A 23,864-nucleotide genomic window follows, 5' to 3' on the forward strand; every position below is an offset into this window, starting at 1 on the left:
GCGCGGTCAGTTGAGCACGGGCGCGTTCCAGTTGAGGACCACCGGCTCGGCGTGCTCGAAGCCGAGCTTGGAGTAGGTGCCGGTGTCCAGGCGGAACAGGCGCCCGTCCTCGGGCGGGAGCCCGAGCCAGCGCGCGGCCAGCACGCGCAGGAAGTGGCCGTGCGCCACCAGGGCCACCTCGCCGTCGGCCGCCCTGGCCCGTGCGATCACCCGGTCGGCGCGGGCGCCCACCTGGGCGGCGCTCTCGCCGGGATGCCCGGCGTCGCCGGGGATCACGCCGTCACGCCACAGGTACCAGCCGGGCCGGGTCTCGCGGATCGTGGCCGTGGTGATGCCCTCGTAGCCGCCGTAGTCCCACTCCCACAGATCCGGATCCACCTCGTAGTCGGTCAATCCGGCAAGCTCGGCCGTACGTCTGGCCCGTCGCGCCGGGCTCACCAGTACCAGGTCGAAACCGTTGCCCTTCACCAGCGGCGCCAGGGCCACGGCCTGGCCCTCGCCGTGCGTGGTCAGCGGAAGGTCGGTGCGGCCGGTGTGCCTGCCGTTCTTGCTCCACTCGGTCTCGCCGTGCCTGAGCAGCAGTAGTTCCCTCATGCACCCATCAAACCAGGACGCCATCGGCTGACTTCCCGCCAGGTCAGGCCAGGTCTTCCACCACGGGGGCGAACGCGTCGAGGTCCCGCTCGTGGTGGAGGACGAAGTAGGTGAGGCCGTGCTCGTCGCGCCAGTGACGTAGTTTGTCGCGGATGTCATGGCGGGTCCCGCGTAGCACCTGCGGGGTCTCGGCCATGGCCGAGGTGTCGGCGTGGCTCCACGCCTCCGGCCCGCCCTCGCCGAGTTCCAGGATGCTCGTGCCCAGCTCGACCGGGCGCGACGCGGCGGCCTGCCGGACGATGGCGATCTTGGCCAGGAAGGCGTCGAGGCCGCCGTCGGCGGGGTCGGGTCCCGAGCCGTCGGCGCGCACGCGGGTCGCCAGGTTGACCGAGCCGGCCTCGCGCGCGGCCAGGCGCAGCAGGCGCGGCCCGCCGCCGGCCAGCAGCAGCGGCGGGTGCGGGCGCTGGACCGGCTTCGGGTGCAGATCGAGGGCGTCCACGCGGTAGTGGGCGCCCTCGTGGCTGAACGGCCCCTCGCCCCACAGTCCCTTCAGTACGGCCAGCGCCTCCGCCAGCCGCTCCACCCGCACACCCGGCGGATCCAGGACCCGCCCGGACGCCGCGTAGTCGGCGGCCAGCCAGCCCGTCCCGATGCCCGGTTCCGCCCGGCCGTCGGAGAGCACGTCGAGCGTGGCCAGTTCCTTGGCCAGCGCCGCCGGGTGGCGGAAGTCGTTGGCCAGGACCATCGTGCCGAGCCGCAGCCGGGTGGTGGCCGTGGCCGCCGCCGCGAGGGCGGGCAGCGGGGCGAAGCGCGCGCCGACGAGGTGGTCCGGGACGAGCATCACGTCGAAGCCCGAGGACTCCAGCCTCCTGGCCTGCTCGGCCCACGCCTTGGCCGAGTCCGCGTGCCGTACGACCGCACCGAACCTGAAGGGACGCATGCGGCAATCCAAACAAGCGCTTGGCTGAGAAGCAAGAGTGGCTAGACTTACCAAGCGCTTGCTACCAATATCGGGTACATGGACATCCAGGCACGGCGGGCGACCGCCGACGAGATCACCGCCTTCCAGGACCAGGGGTGGGTACGGCTGGCGCGCCTGGTGGACCCGGCCGGCGCGGCCGAGCTGCGCGAACGCGCCCAAGCCCACCTGGCCGCCCGCCCGAAGGCCGGAACCACCGCCGTCGACCAGGCCTTCGGCCAGTCCCGCGACATCGCCGAGCGCGACGCCGCCTTCGGCGCGCTGGCCAGGAGCCCCGCCATCGCGGCCAGTGCCGCCGCCATGCTCCACGGCGTCGCCGCCGTGCGGGTGCAGGTCACGAACCTGCTGGTCAAAGAGCCGGGCGAGCACGGCTCCACCGTGTTCCACCAGGACTTCCCGTGGATGCCGATGGACCGCTCCGCCATGCTCACCGTCTGGCTCGCGCTCGCGGACGTGCCCGCCGACATGGGCGCGCTGCGCTTCTACACCGGCTCCCACCGGCACGGCCTGCTCGGCCGCAGCTTCGTCGGCGCCGGCGACGACCAGCTCAGCCAGCACCCCTGGCTGAAGGAGCTGGAGCTGTCGCCGCCGCTCGACCTCAAGGCCGGCGACGCGACCGTGCACCACGCGCTGACCGTGCACGGCGCACCGGCCAACCGGCGCGAGGCGGCCCGCCTGTCGTTCACCGCCACCTACTTCGACGCCGACGCCCTCTACACCGGCGCGCCGTACGGGCAGACCGACGGTCTCGGCCTGACCGTCAACCAGCCCTTCGACCACCCGAGGTTCCCGTGCCTGAGGCCGTAAGAGGTTCCCGTGCCTGAGACCCGTGAGAGGTTCCCGTGCCTGAGACCCGTGTGAGGTTCCCGTGCCTGAGACCCGTGTGAGGTTGTCGTGCCCGAGACCGTGAGAGGGCCGGTCGCCGACCTCGGGGCGACGCTGATGCACGAGCACGTCTTCGGTCTCAGCCCGGAGATCCTCTGGAACTGGCCGGACATCCCCGAAGGCTGGGACCTGGAGGCCCGCGCCCGCGAGGCCGCGGCCAAGCTGGACGCGCTGAAGGCCGAGGGCATCGACTCGATCGTCGACCTGACCGTGCTCGGCCTGGGCCGCCACGTGCCGGCCGTCCAGCGGGTGGCCGAGCTGACCTCGGTCAACATCGTGGCCGCCACCGGGCTCTACACCTATGACGCGCTGCCGCCGTACTTCGGCAACCGGGGCCCCGGCTCGTTGTTCGGCGGGCCCGACCGGCTGGCGGAGTTCTTCGTGCGCGACATCGCCGAGGGCATCGGGCGTACCGGCGTGAAGGCCGCCATGCTCAAGTGCGCCACCGACCGGCCCGGCATGACCGCGGGCTGCGAGAGGGTCTTCCGCGCGGTCGCCGAGGCGCACGTGGAGACCGGCGCGCCCATCACCACCCACAGCCACGAGCCGGGCGGCCTGGACCAGCAGCGCCTGCTGGCCGCCTGCGGCGTGGACCTCACGCGCGTGGTCATCGGGCACGCGGGAGACTCCACCGACCTGCGCTACCTCGAAGAGCTCCTCGCCGCGGGCTCCTACCTGGGCATGGACCGCTTCGGCATCGCGACCATCAGCACGTTCGAGGACCGCGTGGCGGTCGTGGCCGCGCTCTGCGAGCGGGGCCACGCCGGGCGGATGGTGCTGTCGCACGACTCCTACTGCTTCAACGACCGCTTCGACGCCGACGTCGTACGGCGCCGCCACCCCGACTACCACCTTCTGCACATCTCCCGCGACGTCCTGCCCGAGCTGCGCAAGCGCGGCGTCACCGAGGACCAGATCCGCCAGATGCTGGTCGACAACCCGCGAAGGATCTTTGGATGGACTTCGACGTCAGCTCCGACTGGCACGTCGCCGACCCCTACGGCTTCCTGAGGCGGCTGCGGCGCGAGCACCCCGTCTTCCGCAGCGAGCACCTCGGCGCGTACGTGCTGACCAGGCACGCCGACGTGCGCGCCGCCTACGGCGACCCCCGGCGCTTCTCCTCCGAGGGGTCGCTGACGATCTCGCGCAGCCTGACCGGGCGGACGCGCGAGAAGCTGGGGGAGCACGGCTCGTTCCTGTCCAGCTTCGTCGCGAACGTGGACCCGCCGGACCACACGCGGCTGCGCAGGTCGGTCTCGCGGGCGTTCACGCCGCGCGCGGTCGCCGCGCTGGAGCAGCGCTTCCGCGGGCTCAACGAGGACCTGCTGGACCGGATCGAGGCCAGGGGCGAGGCGGACTTCGTGCGCGACCTCGGCCACGAGCCGTCGGTCAAGCTGACCGCCCGCTTCATCGGGGTGCCGGAGGCGGACGAGGCGTTCGTGCGGGCTCATGTCAAGGACTGGTTCCAGCTCTTCCTGTCGCCGCAGCCGCCGGAGCGGCAGCTCGTGCTGGCCGACAGCTTCCTGGAGTACCTGGACTACGTGGACCGCCTCGTCGCCGCCCGCGCCCGCGAGCCGCGCGACGACTTCACCTCCCTGATGACCGGGCTGATCGGGAAGGAGCTGTCGCATCGCGAGGTCGTCGAGCTGATCTCCACGATCCTGCTCGGCGGCAACGACACCGTCCCCAACCAGCTCGGCAACAGCGTGCTGCGGCTGCTGCGCGAGGGGATCTGGCCGGTGCCGCCGGAGAAGCTGACCGCCGCGGTCGAGGAGTGCATGCGCATCGACGGGGCGTCGCTGGGTTCCTTCCGGTACGCCACGTCCGACATCACGCTGCACGGGGTGACGATCCCGGCCGGGTCGCTCGTGCTGCTGTCCACCGACTCGGCCGCCCACGACGAGGCCGTCTTCGCCCATCCCGACACCTTCGACCTCGACCGGCCCAACGCCGACGCCCACATGGTCTTCGGCTACGGCATCCACTTCTGCGTGGGGGCGGCGCTCGGGCGGCTGCAGCTGCGTACCGCGCTGGAGGTGCTGGGACGGCGGCTGCCCGGCCTGCGCCTGGTTCCGGGGCCCGTGGTGTACCGCAGGTCGATCGTCGGTCGAGGGCTGACCGAATTGCCGGTTAAATGGTGACATGGAACCGGTGAGGGTCGGGTTGGTCGGGGCAGGTCCGTGGGCGGAGATGGCGCACGCGCCGATGCTGGCCCAGAGCCCGGAGATCGAGTTCGCCGGAGCCTGGGCCCGCCGGCCGGAGGCCGCCGCCCGGCTCGGGGCGCCGGTGTTCGAGCGGATCGAGGACCTGTTCGACGTGTGTGAGGCGGTGTGCTTTTGCGTGCCGCCGGCCGTACAGGCTGAGCTGGGGGTGAAGGCGGCGCGGGCGGGCAAGGCGCTGCTGCTGGAGAAGCCGCTCGCCGACTCCCTGGACGGCGCCCAGCGCCTGGCCGACGCGGTCGCCGAGGCGGGCGTGCCCTCGCAGATGCTGCTCACGCTGCGGTACGCCCCGCAGGCCCGCGAGTTCCTGGCCCGGTGCGCCGAGATCGAGCCCTTCGGCGGGCACGCCGTCAACGTGAGCGACGTGCTGAACGGCGAGCACCCGTTCGGCACCCCGTGGCGGCTTCAGCGCGGCGCGCTGCTCGACGTCGGCCCGCACGTCATCGACCTGCTCGACGCCGCGCTCGGCCGGGTGACCGGCGTACGCGCGCACGGAAACCCGCTCGGCTGGGTCGGGCTGCTGCTCGACCACGAGGGCGGCGCCGTGAGCGAGATCTCCCTGTGCATGGCCGGCGCCGGCGACCTGCCGCCCTCGACGTTCGCCGTCTACGGCCGCAAGGGCAACGTGACGCTCCCGCACTTCGACGACGACCCCCTGGACGTCGTGGCCGCCGAGTTCGCCCGGACCGTGAGGCAGGGCGGCGGGCACCCCCTGGACGCCGCCCACGGACTGCGGCTGCAGCGCATCATCTCCGAGGCGGAGAATCAAGTCACCACCCCTTGACTCCGACCAGCTTCGGAGAATTGATAGCGTTTGTCCGACGCGCAGTGTCGCAGCGAAGTCCGGTGTGAGTCCGGCGCTGTCCCGCAACTGTCAAAGCCAGGTCGCCTGCCACCGCGCCGACGTCATCAACCCTCGTGGAAAAGGGTGATCCGTCGCTTACAAGCGGGTCTCTCGGTTCCGATCTGAAAGGACTTCTCGTGAGGCCCGTACGCACGGCCTTCGCGGGCGCGCTGCTGGGAACGCTCGTCCTGACCGCCTGCGGTCAGACCGGCACGACCACCACCTCGTCCGCCCCGCCCACCTCCGCCGCCCCCGCCGCCGGCTTCCCCGTCACGATCGAGGCGGGCAACGGCTCCGTCACGCTGGCGAAGAAGCCCGAGCGGATCATCTCGCTGTCCGCCGCCCACACCGAGACGCTCTTCGCGATCGGCGCCGGCCCGCAGGTGATCGCCGCCGACGACCAGTCGAACTATCCGCCCGAAGCTCCCAAGAGCGAGCTGTCCGGGTTCAAGCCCAACGTCGAGGCCATCGTCGCCAAGAAGCCCGACCTCGTCGTGCTGTCCAACGACCAGGACAAGATCGTCGCCGAGCTGGGCAAGCTGAACGTGCCCGTCCTGCTCGAACCGGCCCCCACGAAGATCGACGAGGCCTACGACGAGATCGCCGACCTCGGCGCCGCCACCGGCAACAAGGACAAGGCCGACCAGGTCGTGACCGGCATGAAGGCCGAGATGGACAAGCTCGCCGCCGCCGCGCCCAAGGACAAGAAGCTCACCTATTACCATGAGCTCGACCAGACCCCTTACGCCGCGACGTCCAGCACCTTCATCGGCCAGATCTACTCGATCTTCGGCATGACCAACATCGCCGACAAGGCCCCCGGCGCCGCCGGCGGCTACCCCAAGCTCTCGGCCGAGTTCGTCGCCCAGTCCGACCCCGACCTGATCTTCCTGGCCGACGTCAAGTGCTGCCAGCAGAACAAGGACACCCTGGCCAAGCGGCCCGGCTGGAAGGGCCTGTCGGCCATCAAGAACGACCAGGTCGTCCTGCTCGACGATGACATCGCCTCCCGCTGGGGCCCGCGCGTCGTCGATCTGGCCAAGGCCATCGGCGACGCGGTGAACAAGGCGGCCGCGAAGTAGTGCTCGACACGCAGCTCAGGCCCGCACGGGCGCGGCCGCTCTGGGTGGCGGGCGCGCTCGTCGTGCTCGCCGCCAGCATGGTCGCCGGCCTGCTCGGCGGCGCCGCCGGCATCTCGCCGTGGCAGGTCGTGCTCCAGGCACTGGACTGGCTGCCGTTCGTCGAGATCGACTCCGGCCTCGCGCCGATCGAGAAGGGCCTGCTGTACGAGCTGCGCCTGCCCAGAGTCCTGGTCGCCGCCGTGGTCGGCGGCCTGCTCGCCATGGCGGGCGCCGGGTACCAGGGCGTCTTCCGCAACCCGCTGGCCGACCCGTACCTGCTCGGCGCGGCCGCGGGCGCCGGGCTCACCACGACCCTGGTGATCGTCATGGTTCCGGCGCCGGTCCTGACCATCCCCGTCGCCGCGTTCGCCGGCGCGATCGGCGGCGTCATGCTGGCCTTCGCGCTCGGCAACACCGCCGGGCGCTCAGGCGGCACCGCCACCCTGGTGCTGGCCGGGGTGGCCGTCACCTCCTTCCTCACCGCCATCCAGACGTTCGTGCAGCAGTTCAAGGTCGAGGAACTGCAGCGCATCTACTCCTGGATCCTCGGCGACGTCGGGGGCGGCTGGGACCAGTTCTGGCTCGTCCTGCCCTACGCCGCCGTCTCCTCGGCCGCGCTGCTCGTGCACGGGCGCATGCTCGACGTGCTGTCGGTGGGCGACGACGAGGCGACCGCGCTCGGGGTGCGCGCCTCCCGCGTACGGCTGGCCGTCCTGCTGGCCGCCTCCCTCGCCACCGCCGCGGCCGTAGCGGTCAGCGGCCTGATCGGCTTCGTCGGCATCGTCGTCCCGCACGTCGTGCGCAGGCTCGCCGGCGGCTCCTACCGGATCGTGCTGCCGCTCTCGCTCGTCGGCGGAGCCGCCTTCCTCGTCCTGGCCGACCTGCTCGCCCGGACCGTCATCGCCCCCGCCGAACTCCCCATCGGCGTGGTGACCATGTTCATCGGCGCGCCGTTCTTCGTGGCCGTGCTCCGCATGACCCGCCGGACCTCGACATGATCGGCGTCGACGGCCTGTCGGTCACGCTCGGCGAGCGCGAGGTGCTCTCCGACGTCACCCTCCAGGTACGGCGCGGCGAATGGCTGGCCGTCATCGGCCCCAACGGCGCCGGCAAGTCGACGCTGCTCAAGGCCGTCATGGGCATCGTCGGCCACCGCGGTGAGGTGTCGATCGACCAGCGTCCCGCCGCCTCGCTCAAGCCCAGGGCCAGGGCCCGCCTGGTCGCCTACGCCCCCCAGACGCCGGCCCTGCCGCCCGACATGACCGTCTCGGAGTACGCGCTGCTGGGCCGCACGCCGTACATCCCCTATCTGGGGCGGGAGAGCCGCCACGACCGGGAGGTCACCGCGTCCGTCCTGGAACGGCTCGACCTGGGCGCCTTCGCCGGCCGCCGGCTGGGCGAACTGTCCGGCGGCGAGCGCCAGCGCGTCGTCCTGGCCAGAGCCCTGGCCCAGCAGGCGCCCGTCCTGCTGCTCGACGAGCCGACCACCGCCCTCGACCTCGGCCACCAGCAGCAGGTGCTCGAACTCGTCGACCGGCTGCGCCTGGCCGACGGCCTCACCGTCGTCTCCACCCTGCACGACCTCACCGTCGCCGGGCAGTACGCCGACACCCTCCTCCTGCTCGCAGAAGGCCGCGCCGCCGCGCACGGCAAGCCCGTCCAGGTGCTCACCGGGGCGCTGGTCGGCAAGCATTTCGACGCTCATGTCAAGATCGAACCGGGTCCGGACGGGCGGCCCGTCGTCCACCTGATCCGAGGAGGACCGTGAACCTCTCCTACCGCGCCGAGGACGGCGTCCGGCTCGGGTCGCTGCTGTGGGAACTGGGGCCCGGCTGGCGGACGATCTCCTCGGCCATGCTCGGCGGCGGCATCGGCCCCCGCTCCTGGATCCTGAACGCCCAGGTCGTGGCCGGGTACTCACGCATGGACCCGGTGGACCACCTCACGGCGCTCGGCCCCGGCGGCTCCGGGGTCGGCATGATGACCGCCGCCTCCGTCGACCGCGTCGAGACCGCCACCGACGGGGGCGCGACCGCCTGGGCCACGGTCGGCCTGCGCGTTCCCACCTGGGCCGCCGCGCCTCCGGACGCGGTGGACCCGGAACTCGCCCCGATCCGCGTGGGCACGATCAACATCGTCGTGGTCGTACCCGTGGCCATGACCGACGCCGCCCTGGTCAACACCGTGATGACGGTGACGGAGGCCAAGGCGCAGGCGCTCGCCGAAACCGGCTTCCCGTGCACCGGCACCGCCTCGGACGCGGTCTGCGTGGCCGTCCGCTCCTCGGGCCCGGAAGAACTCTTCGGCGGCCCCCGCTCCGACTGGGGCTCCCGCATGGCCCGCGCCGTCCACACCGCGGTCCGTCTTGGCGCCGAAAGGTGGCGACCTTATGACGGAAAGTGATGGAGATCGGGGAAGTACCATCTGAGCCAGGGCAACGATCGCGATACTGGGTGGGTGACCGCGATGGCAGTGATCGAACCGACCGAGACGAGCACGGTTCTTCCAGGAAAGCCGCCGTTCACCGTCGATGACCTGCTGCGCTTCCCCGACGACGGGAACCGCTACGAGCTCTTCAACGGGAGCCTACTGGTGAGCCCTGCCCCCCTCCCTCTGCATCAGCGTGCGATCCGGCGGTTGGAGCGGATCCTTGAGGAGTTCGCGCCACCGACGCTCGAGCCGTTGTCGACAGTGAACCTCAGAGTGACCGAGAAGGACTTCTTCATCCCTGACCTGGTGGTTGTGCCGACGGCTGCGGTGGAGGCCAATGAGCTGATGTTCGCCCCGGCGGACATCCTGCTCGCCGTGGAAGTCGTCAGCCCGAGCACGAGGGCGCGTGACCGCTCCGCCAAGCCCGCCGCGTACGCCGAGGCAGGTATCCCCACCTACTGGCGGATCGAGCCCGAAGCTCTCTACGTCTACACCCTCGACGAGGGCAGCTACGAGGGTCCCGAGGTCTACAAGGCGGGCGAGGTCGCACAGCTCAACACGCCCTATGAGGTCGCGTTCGACCCCGGCGATCTGGTCAGGCCGCGCGGGGCGTAGTCCCGGTGGGCGCCGCGTTCGGTGATGTGGCCCGAGCGCAGGTCGGCCTCGATCTCCTCGCGGGGCCGGTCGGCGGGCGGGCCGAGGCCGCCGCCGCCCGTGGTCTCGACGATGAACGCCTCGCCCTCCGTGAACAGGACGTTGTTCACCTTTGATGCCAGGCGCTCGACCGTGCCGTCCGCCGACCGTTTGAAGAAGCCACCCAGCCGGCCTGGCTCGCCGCCTTCGCGCCCAGGGGGCGGGATGCGCAGGCGGTCGCCGCGGGTGGTGACGTGGCAGGCGGTCAGGAAGCGGTAGACGGTGCGCGTGCCCAGGCCGCCTCGCCAGCGGCCGGGCCCGCCGGAGTCCGGGATGGTCTCCACCGACTCCACCACCAGCGGGCACCGGCTCTCCACCGGTTCGGCCTGCGGCACCGAGTTGCGGCCGATGCCGAAGTGCACGCCGGTCGCGTCCGGGCCGTCCAGGCCGCGCCGCGCGCCCACGCCGCCGAAGTCGTAGGAAAGGTGGATCCAGTACGGCGCGTCCACCGCGGCGATCGAGAACGGCTGCAGAATCCCGCTGGCCGCGATCGCCCGTTCCGGCACCGCCTCGGACAACGCCTGGATGACCGCCTCCATCGCCGCGTAGATCGGTACGAACCGGCCGCCGCACGGGTAGGGGGAGCGGGCGTTCAGCAGGGAGCCCTCGGGCAGGCGGATGTCCAGGGCGCGCAGGCAGCCCTCGTTCATGGGGATCGTCGGGTCCAGGAAGCAGCGCAGCGCGAACACCGCCGCGGCCAGCGACTGCGACGCCGAGGCGTTGATGGCGGCGGGCACCTGCGGTCCGGTGCCGGCGAAGTCGAGCACGGCGCCGCGGCCCGTCAGCGTGACCGCGACCCGGACGTGGTGCGGGGTGCCGGGATCCAGGCCGTCGTCGTCGACGGGGTACGCGGCGGTGAAGCGGCCACGCGGCAGCCCGGCCAGGGCGGCCCGGGTCCTTTCCTCGGTGTAGTCCAGGTAGCCGGCTATGCCGCGGGCCAGGCCGGCTTCGCCGTACTCCCGGATGAGGGCGCGCAGGCGGGTTGCGGCGACGGCGGTCCCGGCCACGAGCGCGCGGACGTCGCCCATGACCTTGTCCGGGGTACGGCTGTTCGCGCGCAGCACCGCCTCCACCGCCGGCACCACGCCCTCGTCGGTGGCCAGGAGGATCGGGGGGAGTTGCAGACCTTCCAGGAAGATGTCGGTGGCCAGCGGCGCCATGCCGCCCGCCGACAGTCCGCCCAGGTCGGAGACGTGGATCATGGTGGCGGTGAAGTAGCGCGGGACGCCGCCGACGAAGACGGGGCGGAAGACGAGCAGGTCGTTGGTGTGGACGCCGCCCCGGTAGGCGTCGTTGGTGACGTAGACGTCGCCGTCGCGCATGTCCGGGTGGTCCTTGCGCACCTCGGGCAGGGCGACCTTGAGCGCCATGCTGTTCATGAGCGTGGTGGCCATGGAGTGCGCGATCAGGGCGCCGCCGGCGTCGAGGATCGCGGCGGAGGCGTCGGAGCCCTCGACGATGAAGGTGGAGTAGGCCGAGCGCACGACGACGATGCTCGCCTCCTCCGCGGCCACGACCAGCGCGTGGCGCAGCACCTCGGCGGTCAGGTCCATGGCGCGCGCTCCAGGTGTACGGCTCCCGCCCCGCCGAGGCGGGCGCTCCAGCCGGGCGGGACGACGATGGTGGCCTCCGGGTCCTCGATGACGGCCGGGCCGTCCAGGGCCGTGAAGGTGGCGCGGGTGTGCACCGGGACCTCGACGGGACCGCCCAGATACACGGTCCTGCTCGTCGGGGACGCCGCGGGGCTCTCCGCGAGGATGGTGCCCGGCATCGGGGCCTCGGCTTCGTGGATCACGCGCACGCGGTAGCTCACGTGCTCGGTCGGGCCTTGCTGGGCTATGCCGTACACCTGCGTGTATTGCGCGAAGAAGCGGGCGGATAGGGTGGCGGGGTCGTCGCTCCACTCCACGGTCAGGTCGTGCGCCTGGCCCGTGAAGCGCACGTCGGCCAGCCGTGTGACCTTCAGCTCGGACAGGGGCAGGCCGAGGTCGTGCGCCGCCTCCTCGGCCAGTTCGGCGAAGATCCGGGCGGGGCCGGGCGCGGCCAGGGCGGAGCGGACGCGTTCGGTCGCGGGCACCGCCGTCAGCAGGCCCGCCGCCGAGGCCACGCCGCAGTGCGCGGGCACCAGCACGTCCGTGATGCCGAAACGCTCGGCCACCCGGCAGGCGTGCATCGGCCCCGCCCCGCCGAAGGCCACCAGCGTGAAGCCGCGCGGGTCGATGCCGCGCTGCACGGTGACGACGTGCACCGCCGACGCCATCGACGCGCACACGATCTCGTGTACGGCCCCGGCCGCCTCCTCGGCCGACACCCCGAGCGGCACCGCCAGCCGTTCCATGGCCTTCACCGCCAGAGCCCGCGACAACGGGATCGACGCCGAGGACAGAAGGCCGAGCACGAGGTTGGCGTCGGTGACCGTCGGGTCGGAACCGCCCAGGCCGTAGCAGGCGGGCCCGGGGGAGGAGCCGGCCGAGCGGGGACCCACGCGCAGCGCACCCGCCTCGTCCACCCAGGCGACGCTGCCGCCGCCGGCTCCCACCTCGGCCAGGTCGATGGCGGGCGTCTTGATCGGTACGCCGGTGCCGGCGCGCCGCCCGCCGAAGCTGCCCTTGCCGCCGACGTGGAACTCGCGGGTCAGTTCCGGGACGCCGTCGCGCACCAGGCAGGCCTTGGCGGTGGTGCCGCCCATGTCGAAGGAGATGACCGCGGGCAGCCCGCTCGCCGCGGCGGCCAGGACTCCGGCGGCCGGGCCCGACTCGATCGTGGCCACCGCGCGGCGGGCGGCGAGTTCGGCGGAGATGACGCCGCCGGCGGAGTCCATGACGTGCACGGGGGCGTCGATGCCCAGCTCACGCAGGCTGCCGCGCAGGCGGCTGAGGTAGTCGGACATGAGCGGGCCGATGTAGGCGGACATGATCGTGGTCGTGGCGCGCTCGTACTCGCGGATCTCCGGCCACACCTCGCTGGAGACGGCCACGTTGGGGACGCTCTCGCGCAGGATCGCGGCGACCTGGCGCTCGTGGACGGGGTTGGCGTAGGAGTGCAGCAGGCAGACGGCGGCAGAGGTGATGCCCCGGGCGGCGATGGCGGTGGCGGCCCGCCGTACCGACTCAAGGTCCAGGGGAGTGAGTACGGCGCCGCGGCTGGAGACGCGCTCGGCCACCTCGAAGCAGTCCTCGGCGGCGACCGGCGGCGGGGGCGGGGTGAAGCGCAGGTCGTAGCGGTCCTCCTCGACGCGGGCGTAGCGGCCGAGGGGGATGACCGAGCGGAATCCGCGGGTGGTGACGAAGGCGACGCGCGCGCCCTTGCGCTCCAGGACGGCGTTGGTGGCCAGCGTGGTGGCGTGGACGACCCTGGTCACTCCGGACGGATCGGTGAGGACCCGGCGGATGCCCGCCGTTACGCCTGATACCGGATCGTCATGGGTGCTGAGTACCTTGGCCACCACGGTCCGGCCATCGGATCCGCGCCGCACCACATCGGTGAAGGTGCCGCCCACGTCGACGGCGATCACGTAGCTCATCGGGTTCACCGTAGGATGGCGAGCAAGCGCTTGTCTATGTGTCGGGACCTTGACTTATGCCGGGTGGTTGGGACGCTGTTCCTATCCATTTCGTAGGGAGCGGAAATGTCGCGTCTCACGGCTCTGGTGGGCGCCACGGCGATGACCGTGGTCGTGCTCGGCCTGCCCGCGCTGGCTCACGAACACCCGAGCGGCATCACCGATCTGGTGACGCCGGCGGTGGTCAGGATCGAGGCGACGGCGCACGTGGAGATCACGCTGCTGGACCACATCGGCGACCTCGTCCACGTGGAACGTGCCTACGATCTGCCGATCGGCAAGGGCACCGGCATCGTGGTCAATCCCGAGGGCGCCATCGTGACGCTCACCGGGATCGTGCAGAGCCCCGACGACGTGCGCATCTATGCCGCGAACAAGGTCTTCTCCGAGCACCACAAGGTGAAGGTCCCGGCCGACTTCAAGCGGCACAAGCTCGACGACCCGCAACTCGACCGGCACCTGCGCGACTGCTACCCGCCCAAGCGGCCCACCGCGACGTGCATCATCAACGCCAGCACCAGCATCACGATATTTCCGAACATCTCGCCGCCTGACGCCAAAGGCTTCGCCGCCGAGGTCGTGAAGGCGGGCGCCGGCCCCGACACCCCCGCCGTGCTCGTCCCCACCGGCCGCGCCGACGGCAGCGTCGGCATGCCCACCGCGCCCCTGGCCGACAAGGTGCCCGACAAGCCGGGCTCGCCGACCAACGTCGCCGGATTCCTCGGCCGCCCCGCGGCCAAGCTCCAGCACACCGTCGAGATCGCCCACCTCGGCCAGGGCGGCTCCGGACAGGGCGGACGGCCCTTCGCCGACCCGGAGAAGAAGGTCGACGAACCCGTCAAACTCGGCGGCCTCGCCGACCGCGGCATGATCGGCGCCCCCGTCATCGGCGACAAGGACGGCCACGTCATCGGCATGCTCATCGGCGGCGGCAAGGACGCCAGGATGATCGGCGTCAGGGAGATCACCACCGCCCTGGCCGCGGCCGGCGTCACGCCCAGGCGCGGCGCGATCGACTCCGCCTTCGAGGCCGCCCTCACCCGCTTCCACACCAAGTACTACACCGAGGCCGCACCCGGCTTCCAGCGCGTGATGGAGCTCTACCCCGGCCACGTCGTCGCCGGGGCGCACCTGAAGACCTCGCTGGCCAAGCGGGGCACCTCCGAGGACGCCGGCACCAAGCAGGCGCCGGTGCGGCAGGGGAGTTCCGTCCCGCTGTGGCCGTTCATCGCCGCCGCCGGGGTGCTGTTCGTGGCGGCCCTGCTGGGCGCGTACTTCCTGTGGCGCCGCGGCCGCGGGCCCGCCCCCGTGCCCCGTCCGCCGGACGGCCTCGCCGCGGTACGGCCCCGCCTCGACGAAGGCTCCACCGAGACCGTCGTGGTACGCCGCGACCAGGCGCTCCAACCGGCGCCCAACCCCGTGCTCACCGCCTCGGAACAGCGCTACTGCACCGGCTGCGGCATGAGACTCGGACACGGACACCGGTTCTGCGGCTACTGCGGGCTGCCGACGTGAACGACAGATCGTTGATCGGGCAGGAGGTCGCCGGGTACCTCATCGAGAACATCGTCGGCAAGGGCGGCATGGCCGTCGTCTACCTGGCACTCGACCCGCGCCTGAGCCGGCGCGTCGCCCTGAAGATCCTCAACCCGATCCTCAGCGTCGACGACCGCTTCCGCCAGCGCTTCATCCTGGAATCGCGCACCGTCGCCAGCATCGAACACCCCAACATCATCCCGATCTACGAGGCCAACGCCGACCCCTCCGGCGTGCTCTACATCGCCATGCGCTACGTCGACGGCTCCGACCTGCGCCGCCTCATCTACGACCGGGGCCCGCTGCCCGTCGCCCAGGTCAACACGATCCTCGCCCAGGTGGCGGCCGCCCTCGACGCCGCCCACGCCCACGACCTGATCCACCGCGACGTCAAACCCGCCAACATCCTGCTGGCCGCCGACCACGTGTACCTGACCGACTTCGGCATCACCAAGCACCGCACCTCGATCTCCGGGCTGACGCAGACCGACCAGTTCATCGGCACGCCGCGCTACATGTCTCCCGAGCAGATCAACAAGGAGACGGTGGACGGGCGGTGCGACCAGTACGCCCTCGCCTGCGTGGCCTATGAGGCGCTGGCGGGGCGGCTGCCGTTCCAGCGTGACAACGACATCGCGCTGCTGTGGGCGCACCTGGCCGAGCAGCCGGCGCCGCTGTCGCAGATACGGCCCGATCTGCCGCTCGAGGTGGACGGGGTGATGATGCGGGCCCTGGCCAAGGCCCCGGAACAGCGCTACCCGAGCTGCACCGCGTTCGTGGCCGCGCTGCGCGACGCGATCAGCGGCCACGTCTCGGAGACCGCGCCGCGGCAGCAGCCACCCGCCCTCCGCGCGGCCGCGCGCGGCCGCGCGGTCTCAGGCGGCGGCGCGGACCCGAGGCCGGTACGGCGGGGCGGCAGGCTGCCCATCGTGCTGGCCGCCCTGACGGCGGCGGTGGCGGCGCTGGTCCTGGTGGTGCTGTTGCTCATGAACCAGCGCTCCGACGCGTGGACCGGCTACCGGCAGACGGCCGCGGCCCCGCTGACCTTCGACCACCCGTCAGGCTGGACCGCCATCACGCACGGTGACCTGTTCGCGGTGGCGTCGCCGAGGGCGGCCGAGTTCGAGTCGCTGTTCGTGTCGGGGGCCAGCGCGGACTGGTCGAGAGTGGCCCCGATCATCTCCGAGGACCCGGAGTCGGCGTCCGGGGTGTACGTCCAGCTCTCCGACACCTTGGACGGCACCGCGACGGCAGACCAGATGAAGTCGACGCTGGAAGGCTTGTTGCCCGGCCAGGTGACCATCCCGCGCAACCCGGTCGAGGACCAGGCGGGCAGCAGCCAGGCCCGCAGCTTCCACGGCACCTTGCAGGACCCGAGGGGTGGATCGAGACTGGGCTTCGTCGGGTACGTGGTCGACCGCCCGGCGAAACCGATGCTGCTCCTGTACTTCTGCGCCCGCGCCACCTGCGACGACGCCACCCAGGTCCGGGTACGGCAGAGCGTCCGTGTGAACTGACCGGCAAGGTCCTCGCGCTTCGCGCTCGGGCTCCCTCACGGGGGAGCCCAGCTCCCCCTCGCGGGTGACCTTCCGGCCCCCGAGTGCCGGCCGGGTTCCGTGGCTCAAAACAAGGAACTCGCCACGCTCGCGCGCCTTCCCTGCTTTCCGCCCGTCGCCCCGATCGGTGGCCGGCTGATGGGATCCCACTCGACCAGCCAGAGCCCTGTAGGAACCTCCGATCCGATCCGGCAACGCCTCTCCGGTGTCAGGGAATGCGGCGGGTGAGGCGGGCTGACCAGCGTTGCCGGAGTCGTCGCTCGCGGGAGCACGGCTTCGTCCTGCGCAGGTTTTCGGCCGTTGGCTGTCACTGCAGCAACCCGACGGCGAGTGCCATACCCAAGAACAACGTCAGCTGATACGCGCTGTTGATCACGGTGAGCCGTACCGGCTTCTGCTCGAAGGCGTTGTGCTGCGTCAGGGTTGTCAGCGAGAACCCGAGCCAGGTCGCGAGCCCGACGGCCACATCGAGCCAGAGCGGGTCGCTGCCGTGAAAGCCCGACGCGATGGAGCACGCGACGGCGAGCACCAGTGCCGTGACGACGATCGACGCCACGAGGACGGCGAACGGGCGCTTGCCGGCCCGCTTCGAGTCCTCCTTGGATACTCCGGTCAGCTTCCGCCAGATGGTGCCGAAGAGCCCCCAATCGGCGTACCACACCCAGGCGATCGCCGTCCCGGCCACGATCGCGGCCACCACGGCCGGCCAGCTGATGCTCATCATCATGTGGATCCCTCCAATCCGGGAAGTTGATAAAATCAACCGCGATGGAAAATATCAAGCAGACGTCGCGACAATCTCGCTCCTACGGGCAGTTCTGCGCCCTCGCGCGTGCCCTGGACCTCGTGGGTGAGCGCTGGACCCTCCTGATCGTGCGCGAGCTGCTCCCTGGCCCGATGCGCTACACCGAGCTCAAAACCTCGCTCGCGGGGATCGCGACCAACCTCCTGGCGGAGCGGCTACGAGCCCTGGAGTCGCATGGCATCGTCGAGCGCCGCCTGGAGGAGGCGGGTGTCGTCTACGCGCTCACGCCCTGGGGCGCGGGGCTCCGCGAGCCGATGGAGGCGCTCGGCCGATGGGGGGCGCCGCTGGTGATGACAGGGCGTGACGGCGATGCGTTCCAGCCGCGCTGGCTGGCGCTCGCCCTCCCCGGCCTGCTCCGGGGAGTCACCGCGACTCCTCCGGTGGAACTCGGCGTCGAGACGGACGGACTTCTCATGGTGCTGCGCATCGACGAGCACGGGCCCAGCGCGATCATCCGGCCCGATCAGCGGCCGGACACGGTCTTCACCGCCGCGCCCGAGGTCGTCATTGGGCTCGCCGCCGGTGGGCTCACGATCGACCAGGCTCTCTCCCTGGGGGCTGTCCGAGGCGACAGGGAAATCCTCGGCAAGGCATTCCCGCCGGGGCGGGAGACCACGGTGACCGCGCCGGCACCGTCACCGATGGCCGGGCCGTAGGTGCTTCCTCCTTCGGCCAGACCGGACCAGAGCAGACCAGGCCAGGCCAGGCTCGTGTGCCCGCCGTTGGGGGTCGGCGGGCGTGTGGATGGTTCCCGTCCCGGGGCGGGCTGGTGTGGCGCGCCCGGCGACCGCCGGGGTCAGAGCATCTTCTCCATGAGGATGGGCAGGTCGCGGACGCGTTTGCCGGTGGCGTGGTGGACGGCGTTGGCGATGGCGGCGATGGTGGCGGTCATGCCCATCTCGCCGATGCCGCGTGCGCCGAGCGGGTTGGCGTGCGGGTCGGGTTCGCCGACGAACAGCACCTCGATGTCGGGGATGTCGGCGTTGACGGGCAGCATGTACTCGGCCAGGTTCGGGTTGGCCAGGCGGCCCAGGCCGGGGTCGACGACACCGGCTTCGAGCAGGGCGGCGCCGGTGGCCATGACCATGGCGCCCATGAGCTGGCTGCGGGCGGTGATCGGGTTGAGGACGCGGCCGCAGTCGTAGGCGCCGACCAGGCGCTTGAGCCGGATCGTGCCGAGATCTTCGTCGACGGCGACCTCGGCGAAGACCGCGCTCCAGGAGTACACCGAGTACGGCCCGGCCGTGGGCAGCCGGATCAGCCCGAGGGTGCCGTGGAACTTCGCCTGATCCTCGGCGGAGACTCCGGTGAAGGTGTCGTAGGCGCCCTCGACGACCGTACGGCCCGATCTGCCGAGAACCTCGGCCAGGCTCAGTCCGGTGCCGGGCTGGGCGGTCTGCTGGACGCGGCCGCCGCTGACTTCGAGGTCGCCTGCGTCGGTGCCGGTCAGGGCCGCGGCGAGGGTGAGGAGTTCGTCGCGGGCGAGGGTCGCGGCCTGGTGGACGACCGGGGTCAGGGAGCCGGCCAGCATCGATCCGCCGCTGCACGCGGCATAGGGGTAGCTGCTGTCGCCGAGCCGTACCCGCACCGTGTCGGTGTCGACGCCGAACACGTCGGCGACGGTCTGGGCGAGCAGGGTGTAGGTGCCGGTGCCCAGGTCGCTGCCGCCGCTGACGACTTCCACGCCGCCGTCGGCCTGCACGCGCACCATGGCGGCGCAGGGGTGGACGTAGGTGGGGAAGGAGCCGCCGGCCATGCCCCAGCCGATCAGTTCGCTGCCGCGGCGCATGTTGCCGGGCCGGGGATCGCGATCGTGCCAGCCGAACGCCCGCGCGCCGGCCTCGTAGGCTCGGCGCAGGTTCTTGCCCGACCAGGGTTTGCCGGTGACGGGGTCGTGTTCGGTGTAGTTGCGCAGCCGTAGTTCGATCGGGTCCAGGCCGAGGGCGGCGGCGAGTTCGTCCATGGCCGATTCCAGGGCGAAGCTGCCGACGGCCTCGCCGGGGGCGCGCATGCTGGCCGGGCTGACCGCGTTGACGGGCACGAACCGGTAGTCCACCCGCACGTGGGGCACGTCGTAGTACAGGGTGGCCAGGCCGCCCGATGGTTCGACGTACAGGTTGTCGGTGGAGACCTCGTTGACGCTGTCGTAGGTCAGCGCGGTCAGTTTGCCGTCCCGCTCGGCGCCCAGGCGCACCCGGTTGCTGGTGGCGGGGCGCGGTGAGACGCAGGTGAAGTGCTGGGGCCGGGTCAGCACGAGCTGGACCGGCGCTCCCAGTTCGCGGGCGGCCATGGCGGCCAGCGCGGCGTGCGGGTGTGAGCCGCACTTGGAGCCGAATCCGCCGCCGACGTAGGGGGAGATGACGCGCACCTGCTCCAGGGACAGCTTGAACCAGGCGGCGAAGACGGTCTGGGTTCCGGCGGTCCACTGGGTGGGTTCCCACACGGTCAGCGTGCCGTCGTCTTCCCAGCGGGCGGTGGTGGAGTGCAGTTCCATCGCGCAGTGGTAGTGGCGCGGGGTGGTGTACGTGAGATCCAGCGTGACCGGCGCGGCGGCCAGCGCGGCTTCGGCGTCGCCGCGGGCGTAGTTGGGGACGGCCTCGGCGATCTGGCCGCAGTCCTCGGCGCCATAGGAGGTGGTGCCCGGGGCGGAGGCGCCGGGGACGAACGCGGCGGTGTGGTAGTCGACCCGGACGCGGGCCGCCGCGTCGGTGGCCTGTTCGACGGTGTCGGCGACGACCAGGCCGACCGCCTGGCCGCTGAAGCGGATCTTGTCGTCCTGCAGCGGCAGCAGGCTCTGGAACGCCGCGCCGAACGGATACAGCGGCGGCGGCGCCAGCGCGGCGGAGTTGTGGTGGGTGAGCACCAGGCGCACGCCCGGCATGGCCTCGGCCCGCGTGGTGTCGACGGCGCCGATCGTGCCGGCGGGCACCGTACTGGTCACCAGGACCGCGTGCAGCATCCCCTCGGGACGGAACTCCGCCACGTAGCGCGCGGCCCCGGTGACCTTGTCGCGGGCGTCGCGGCGGCTGGTGGGCCGCCCGATCGGCGAACCTGGGGCCGGCTCGATCGGCCTGTCGTCGATACTCATCCTTGCGTCCCTTCTTCCGTCAGCTCGGTCAAAGCTCGGGTGACGGTACGGCGCACCAGCTCGACCTTGTAGCCGTTGTGCGCACGCGGCCGGGCGCCGGCGGCGGCCAGCGCGCCGGCCCGCCGGAACACCTCAGGCGTGGCGGGCCGCCCGATGAGCTCGGCCTCCACGGCGGGCTCACGCCAGGGTTTGGTCGCCACCCCGCCGAGTGCCACGCGGGCATCGGTGATGGTGCCGTCGGCGGCGATCTCCAGCCCCACGGCGGCCGAGGCGGCGGCGAACTCGTAGCTGACCCGGTCGCGCACCTTCAGATAGTGCGAGTACGCCGCGGCGGGTGAGGCGGGCACCTCCACGCCGGTGATCAGCTCACCGCGCTCCAGCGGGTGCTCGCGCCACGGGGTGTCACCGGGCAGCAGGTAGAAATCATCGATCGGGACGCTTCGAGGGCCGTCCGGCCCCAGCACGTGCACGAGCGCGTCGAAGGCCGTGAGGGCGACCGGAAGGTCGCCGGGGAACATCGCTATACAGGACTCGCTGACTCCCAGGACGGCATGGCCGCGGTTCTCCCCGTCCATGGCGGCGCAGCCCGAGCCGGGGTCGCGTTTGTTGCACGCGGCGAAACTCGGATCGCGGAAGTAGCCGCAGCGGGTGCGCTGCATCAGGTTCCCGCCGATGGTCGCCATGTTGCGCAGCTGCTGCGAGGCCCCCTTCAACAGCGCCTGCGATACGGCCGGCCAGCGCCGTCGTACCTCGGGATGGACGGCCACCTCGCTCATGGTGGCCAGCGCGCCGATCCGCAGCGCGGACTCGTCCGCCTCGATGGCACGATGTCCGGGCACGTGCGTGAGGTCGACCAGGCGGGAGGGCTGGGCCACCCCGCACTTCATGAGGTCGACCAGCGTGGTACCGCCGCCCAGCGGCTCGGCCTCGGGATCGTGGCGCAGGATCTCGACCGCCGCCTCGAATCCATCGGCCCGGGTGTAGTCAAGCGCGCGCATAACCGGTCTCCCGCTCCTGCTGTTGGGCGTCGTATGCGGCCTCCTGCCCGGCGGCCTGGCGTACGGCGGCGACGATGTGCGGGTACGCGCCGCACCGGCACAGGTTGCCGCTCATGAACTCGCGCACCTCCGCGTCCGAGCCGGCGTTGCCCTCCCGGATGCACGCCACCGCGGACATGATCTGACCGGGCGTGCAGTAGCCGCACTGGAAGGCGTCGTGCTCCACGAACGCCGCCTGCACCGGATGCAGGCTCCCGTCCTGGCCGGCCAGGCCCTCGATCGTGGTGATGTCCCGGCCTTCGGCCTGGCAGGCCAGCGTCAGGCAGGCCAGCACGCGGCGCCCGTCGACGTGGAGCGTGCACGCCCCGCACTGTCCCTGATCGCAGCCCTTCTTGGTGCCGGCCAGGTCGAGCTGTTCGCGCAGCACGTCCAGCAGCGTGGCGCGCGGATCGACGCTCAACGTTCGCTCGACTTCATTGACCTGCAAGGTGATGTCGTCCGGCATGGGCATAATCCCCACCCTCTGATGATCAGCTGTGGCATAAGGCGAAACCGCAGATTCGTGATCCCGGCCGCCGTCGTAACGGTATGTGACGGCCGTGACTCTATGTGTTCCCCCTTGAGGTGGTGCCCCTCGTGGCTCACCCCGAACCGGAACGCGAGCCGCCGTCGCGGCACCGGCACCTGAGCGCGACCCCTCGTGCCGAATCGCAACGGGCTCCAGCTCCTGTCCTTCCATGGTGGCCTCGTAAGCGGCCGGGGAGGAAGGGAGCATCCTTCCTAGGAATGAAATGTCCTCCCAGGTCAGGGCAGGTGCCGTATCTGCCAGAGTGAGAGATGTGGAACCGATGAACCAGCAGCGGCGCGAGTTCGCCGCGTTCCTGCGCGCCCGCCGCGCCGAGCTCGCGCCACAGGACGTGGGACTGCACACCGCCGACCACCCACGCCGGGTTCCCGGACTGCGCCGAGAGGAGGTCGCCGGCCGGGCGGGCATCAGCAGCGACTACTACACCCGCCTCGAACAGGGCCGGCTGCCCGCACCCTCCGGCCGCGTCCTGGACGCGCTGGCCACCGCGCTGCTGCTGGACGCCGACCAGCGCGACTACCTGCGGCTGCTGGCCGGCCACGCCCCGGCACGGCATCGCCCGCATCGCCGCCAGAGCGTGCCCGCGCCGGTCCAGGTCCTGCTGGCGTCGCTGACGGCCATCCCGGCCCTCGTGCTCGGCCGCTTCATGGACGTTCTCGCCTGGAACCCGCTGGCCGCCGACCTGCTGACCGACTTCGGCGCCGTCCCGCCCGCCCGGCGCAACTACCTGCGCCTGGCCATCCTCGACCCGAACATGCGCGAACGCCTCATCGACTGGGAACGCACCGTCGGCGAATGCATCGCCTTCCTGCGCATGGACGCCAGCCGCTACCCCACCGACGAACGCCTCGCCACCCTCATCGACGACCTCAATCGCCGCGAACCCCACTTCCAGCACTGGTGGACCACCCACCAGGTCGCCAGGAACGCCATCGGCCGCAAGCGCCTGCACCACCCCACCGCAGGCGAGATCCACCTGCACTGGCAGGTCCTGACCGTCATGCAGGACCCCGACCAATACCTGGTCGTCCTCACACCCGCCGACCCCACCAGCGGCACCCGCCTCGCCACCCTCGCCGCGCCCCCGCCCGGACCACCTCAGCAGGCACCGGCAGATACCGAAACCCCCGGCCACCCCCCGTCCCACATGTAGCCGGCACCACCCTCGTCTCCACTTCCTGGCGAGTTGATCATCAGCCAAAGGTGTCCAGTGACAGAGAGGCCTGGACATGGAGCCCGATCAGGCACCGCACCAGCTCTAGCTCAGGTCGTCGTAGACGTCCCGGGTGATGGCGATGAGAGCCTTGGCCATCTTCTGCTCGCTGAGGCCGGCGCCGTTGCCGATGGCGGCGGCCTGGTAGTGCCAGTAGTAGACCGTGAGGGAGGCGTTGCCCCAGCTGGACACGAGCACTCCGGTGGTCATGGTGAGATTGTTCGACGCCTCGGTTCCTGCCTGGTAGTAGAGGTGCGCGCGGTCGCCGACCCCAGCGACCGCGCGGTCGCTGGAGCCTGCACCGGAATTCCCCATGGCCGCCGACTTCTGGCTGTCGGCGTAGGTGTCCAGGTTGAGTTTCAGGCCGACCTCGGCGACGGCGTGGAATCCGCTCTTGCCAGCGGAGCCCGTGGGTTCATAGCGCCCCCGTCTGTCCAGGATGGGCTCGCCATCTCCGTTCTGGGTCCGGGAGTTGTCCTGGAGCTTGAGCGAGCAGGACGTCGCGGGGAGGTACTTGGCGAGGGTCTCCCGATCGAGGAGCTCACACCCTTCGGCGACGGTGGTGAACTTCGTGGCCGGCTTCGGGGCGGCCTGTGAGCTGCTGGGCGGAGCCTCCTTGGTGGCGTCCGTACAGGCGCTTGCCGCGAGCATGAGCACCGCTGCCACCAGTAACACTCGTTTCATAACGAACAGAGGTTAGCGCTTGTCATCGAGAGCGGATCCGGCTCCCTGCCGTATTGGCTACCAGTGCGCCT

General features: G+C 71.4%; 22 protein-coding genes. 13 read left to right on the forward strand and 9 right to left on the reverse strand.

What is annotated here, in order from left to right:
* Nucleotides 1–6: 6 nt before the first annotated feature.
* Nucleotides 7–594: a histidine phosphatase family protein gene (locus tag ACIBHY_RS00435; protein ID WP_397245391.1), complete on the reverse strand. Its 588-nt coding sequence runs from the start codon at nt 592–594 to the stop codon at nt 7–9.
* Nucleotides 595–637: 43 nt separating this feature from the next.
* Nucleotides 638–1,534, reverse strand: a complete 897-nt coding sequence (locus ACIBHY_RS00440) for a TIGR03621 family F420-dependent LLM class oxidoreductase (RefSeq protein ID WP_397305492.1) — start codon at nt 1,532–1,534, stop codon at nt 638–640.
* Between the two features lie 78 nt (nt 1,535–1,612).
* Here ACIBHY_RS00440 and ACIBHY_RS00445 point away from each other — a divergent pair, with 78 nt between their 5' ends.
* The 9 genes from ACIBHY_RS00445 to ACIBHY_RS00485 all read left to right on the forward strand — a co-directional run bounded on the left by ACIBHY_RS00445 (nt 1,613) and on the right by ACIBHY_RS00485 (nt 9,687).
* Nucleotides 1,613–2,380, forward strand: coding sequence for a phytanoyl-CoA dioxygenase family protein (locus ACIBHY_RS00445; protein WP_397245395.1), 768 nt, complete (start codon nt 1,613–1,615; stop codon nt 2,378–2,380).
* An 87-nt stretch (nt 2,381–2,467) separates the two neighbouring features.
* Nucleotides 2,468–3,469, forward strand: a complete 1,002-nt coding sequence (locus ACIBHY_RS00450; protein ID WP_397245397.1) for a phosphotriesterase — start codon at nt 2,468–2,470, stop codon at nt 3,467–3,469.
* Complete coding sequence (locus tag ACIBHY_RS00455; RefSeq protein WP_397245399.1) at nt 3,415–4,599, forward strand: cytochrome P450; 1,185 nt, start codon at nt 3,415–3,417, stop codon at nt 4,597–4,599. Before ACIBHY_RS00450 ends, ACIBHY_RS00455 begins: the two co-directional genes overlap by 55 nt.
* Nucleotide 4,600: 1 nt before the next feature.
* A complete protein-coding gene (locus tag ACIBHY_RS00460; RefSeq protein ID WP_397305493.1) occupies nt 4,601–5,461 on the forward strand; it encodes a Gfo/Idh/MocA family protein in 861 nt (286 codons plus the stop codon).
* Nucleotides 5,462–5,658: 197 nt separating this feature from the next.
* A complete protein-coding gene (locus ACIBHY_RS00465; RefSeq protein WP_397305494.1) occupies nt 5,659–6,603 on the forward strand; it encodes an ABC transporter substrate-binding protein in 945 nt (314 codons plus the stop codon).
* Nucleotides 6,603–7,640, forward strand: coding sequence for a FecCD family ABC transporter permease (locus ACIBHY_RS00470; protein ID WP_397305495.1), 1,038 nt, complete (start codon nt 6,603–6,605; stop codon nt 7,638–7,640). Before ACIBHY_RS00465 ends, ACIBHY_RS00470 begins: the two co-directional genes overlap by 1 nt.
* Nucleotides 7,637–8,410, forward strand: a complete 774-nt coding sequence (locus tag ACIBHY_RS00475; protein WP_397245407.1) for an ABC transporter ATP-binding protein — start codon at nt 7,637–7,639, stop codon at nt 8,408–8,410. The genes ACIBHY_RS00470 and ACIBHY_RS00475 overlap by 4 nt, the downstream gene beginning before the upstream one ends.
* Nucleotides 8,407–9,045 carry an adenosylcobinamide amidohydrolase gene (locus ACIBHY_RS00480; protein WP_397305496.1) on the forward strand — a complete coding sequence of 213 codons (639 nt, stop codon included), beginning with the start codon at nt 8,407–8,409 and terminating at the stop codon, nt 9,043–9,045. Before ACIBHY_RS00475 ends, ACIBHY_RS00480 begins: the two co-directional genes overlap by 4 nt.
* Nucleotides 9,046–9,108: 63 nt before the next feature.
* On the forward strand, nt 9,109–9,687 hold the full coding sequence (locus tag ACIBHY_RS00485; protein WP_397305948.1) for a Uma2 family endonuclease: 579 nt from the start codon (nt 9,109–9,111) through the stop codon (nt 9,685–9,687).
* Here the strand turns inward: ACIBHY_RS00485 and ACIBHY_RS00490 are convergent.
* Nucleotides 9,636–11,318, reverse strand: coding sequence for a hydantoinase B/oxoprolinase family protein (locus tag ACIBHY_RS00490; protein ID WP_397305497.1), 1,683 nt, complete (start codon nt 11,316–11,318; stop codon nt 9,636–9,638). The two genes, ACIBHY_RS00485 and ACIBHY_RS00490, sit on opposite strands and share 52 nt — an antisense overlap.
* A complete protein-coding gene (locus ACIBHY_RS00495; RefSeq protein ID WP_397245416.1) occupies nt 11,309–13,288 on the reverse strand; it encodes a hydantoinase/oxoprolinase family protein in 1,980 nt (659 codons plus the stop codon). Before ACIBHY_RS00495 ends, ACIBHY_RS00490 begins: the two co-directional genes overlap by 10 nt.
* Nucleotides 13,289–13,393: 105 nt before the next feature.
* Here ACIBHY_RS00495 and ACIBHY_RS00500 point away from each other — a divergent pair, with 105 nt between their 5' ends.
* Nucleotides 13,394–14,842 (forward strand): hypothetical protein, encoded by a 1,449-nt coding sequence (locus tag ACIBHY_RS00500; RefSeq protein ID WP_397245418.1) that lies wholly within the window; start codon nt 13,394–13,396, stop codon nt 14,840–14,842.
* Nucleotides 14,839–16,380, forward strand: a complete 1,542-nt coding sequence (locus tag ACIBHY_RS00505; RefSeq protein ID WP_397305498.1) for a serine/threonine protein kinase — start codon at nt 14,839–14,841, stop codon at nt 16,378–16,380. Before ACIBHY_RS00500 ends, ACIBHY_RS00505 begins: the two co-directional genes overlap by 4 nt.
* A 346-nt stretch (nt 16,381–16,726) precedes the next feature.
* Here the strand turns inward: ACIBHY_RS00505 and ACIBHY_RS00510 are convergent, their stop codons facing one another.
* Nucleotides 16,727–17,146 (reverse strand): DUF1761 domain-containing protein, encoded by a 420-nt coding sequence (locus ACIBHY_RS00510; RefSeq protein ID WP_397305499.1) that lies wholly within the window; start codon nt 17,144–17,146, stop codon nt 16,727–16,729.
* A 41-nt stretch (nt 17,147–17,187) separates the two neighbouring features.
* Between ACIBHY_RS00510 and ACIBHY_RS00515 the strand changes: the two genes are divergently transcribed.
* Complete coding sequence (locus tag ACIBHY_RS00515) at nt 17,188–17,880, forward strand: winged helix-turn-helix transcriptional regulator (RefSeq protein WP_397305500.1); 693 nt, start codon at nt 17,188–17,190, stop codon at nt 17,878–17,880.
* Nucleotides 17,881–18,020: 140 nt separating this feature from the next.
* On the opposite strand, the gene ACIBHY_RS00520 is transcribed toward ACIBHY_RS00515, so the two are convergent.
* Genes ACIBHY_RS00520 through ACIBHY_RS00530 form a run of 3 tightly spaced genes read right to left on the reverse strand, consistent with a single transcriptional unit; the run spans nt 18,021 to nt 21,815 of the window.
* Nucleotides 18,021–20,312: a xanthine dehydrogenase family protein molybdopterin-binding subunit gene (locus tag ACIBHY_RS00520; protein ID WP_397305501.1), complete on the reverse strand. Its 2,292-nt coding sequence runs from the start codon at nt 20,310–20,312 to the stop codon at nt 18,021–18,023.
* Nucleotides 20,309–21,310: an FAD binding domain-containing protein gene (locus tag ACIBHY_RS00525; RefSeq protein ID WP_397305502.1), complete on the reverse strand. Its 1,002-nt coding sequence runs from the start codon at nt 21,308–21,310 to the stop codon at nt 20,309–20,311. Before ACIBHY_RS00525 ends, ACIBHY_RS00520 begins: the two co-directional genes overlap by 4 nt.
* Entirely contained in the window at nt 21,297–21,815 is a 519-nt protein-coding gene (locus ACIBHY_RS00530; protein ID WP_397305503.1) for a (2Fe-2S)-binding protein, read from the reverse strand. Before ACIBHY_RS00530 ends, ACIBHY_RS00525 begins: the two co-directional genes overlap by 14 nt.
* 343 nt (nt 21,816–22,158) lie before the next feature.
* Between ACIBHY_RS00530 and ACIBHY_RS00535 the strand changes: the two genes are divergently transcribed.
* Nucleotides 22,159–23,049, forward strand: a complete 891-nt coding sequence (locus ACIBHY_RS00535; RefSeq protein WP_397246763.1) for a helix-turn-helix domain-containing protein — start codon at nt 22,159–22,161, stop codon at nt 23,047–23,049.
* 105 nt (nt 23,050–23,154) lie between these two features.
* On the opposite strand, the gene ACIBHY_RS00540 is transcribed toward ACIBHY_RS00535, so the two are convergent.
* On the reverse strand, nt 23,155–23,793 hold the full coding sequence (locus ACIBHY_RS00540; RefSeq protein ID WP_397305504.1) for a hypothetical protein: 639 nt from the start codon (nt 23,791–23,793) through the stop codon (nt 23,155–23,157).
* Nucleotides 23,794–23,864 lie beyond the last annotated feature (71 nt).

The sequence above is a fragment of the Nonomuraea sp. NPDC050547 genome, from assembly GCF_044457345.1.
Classification (GTDB): domain Bacteria; phylum Actinomycetota; class Actinomycetes; order Streptosporangiales; family Streptosporangiaceae; genus Nonomuraea.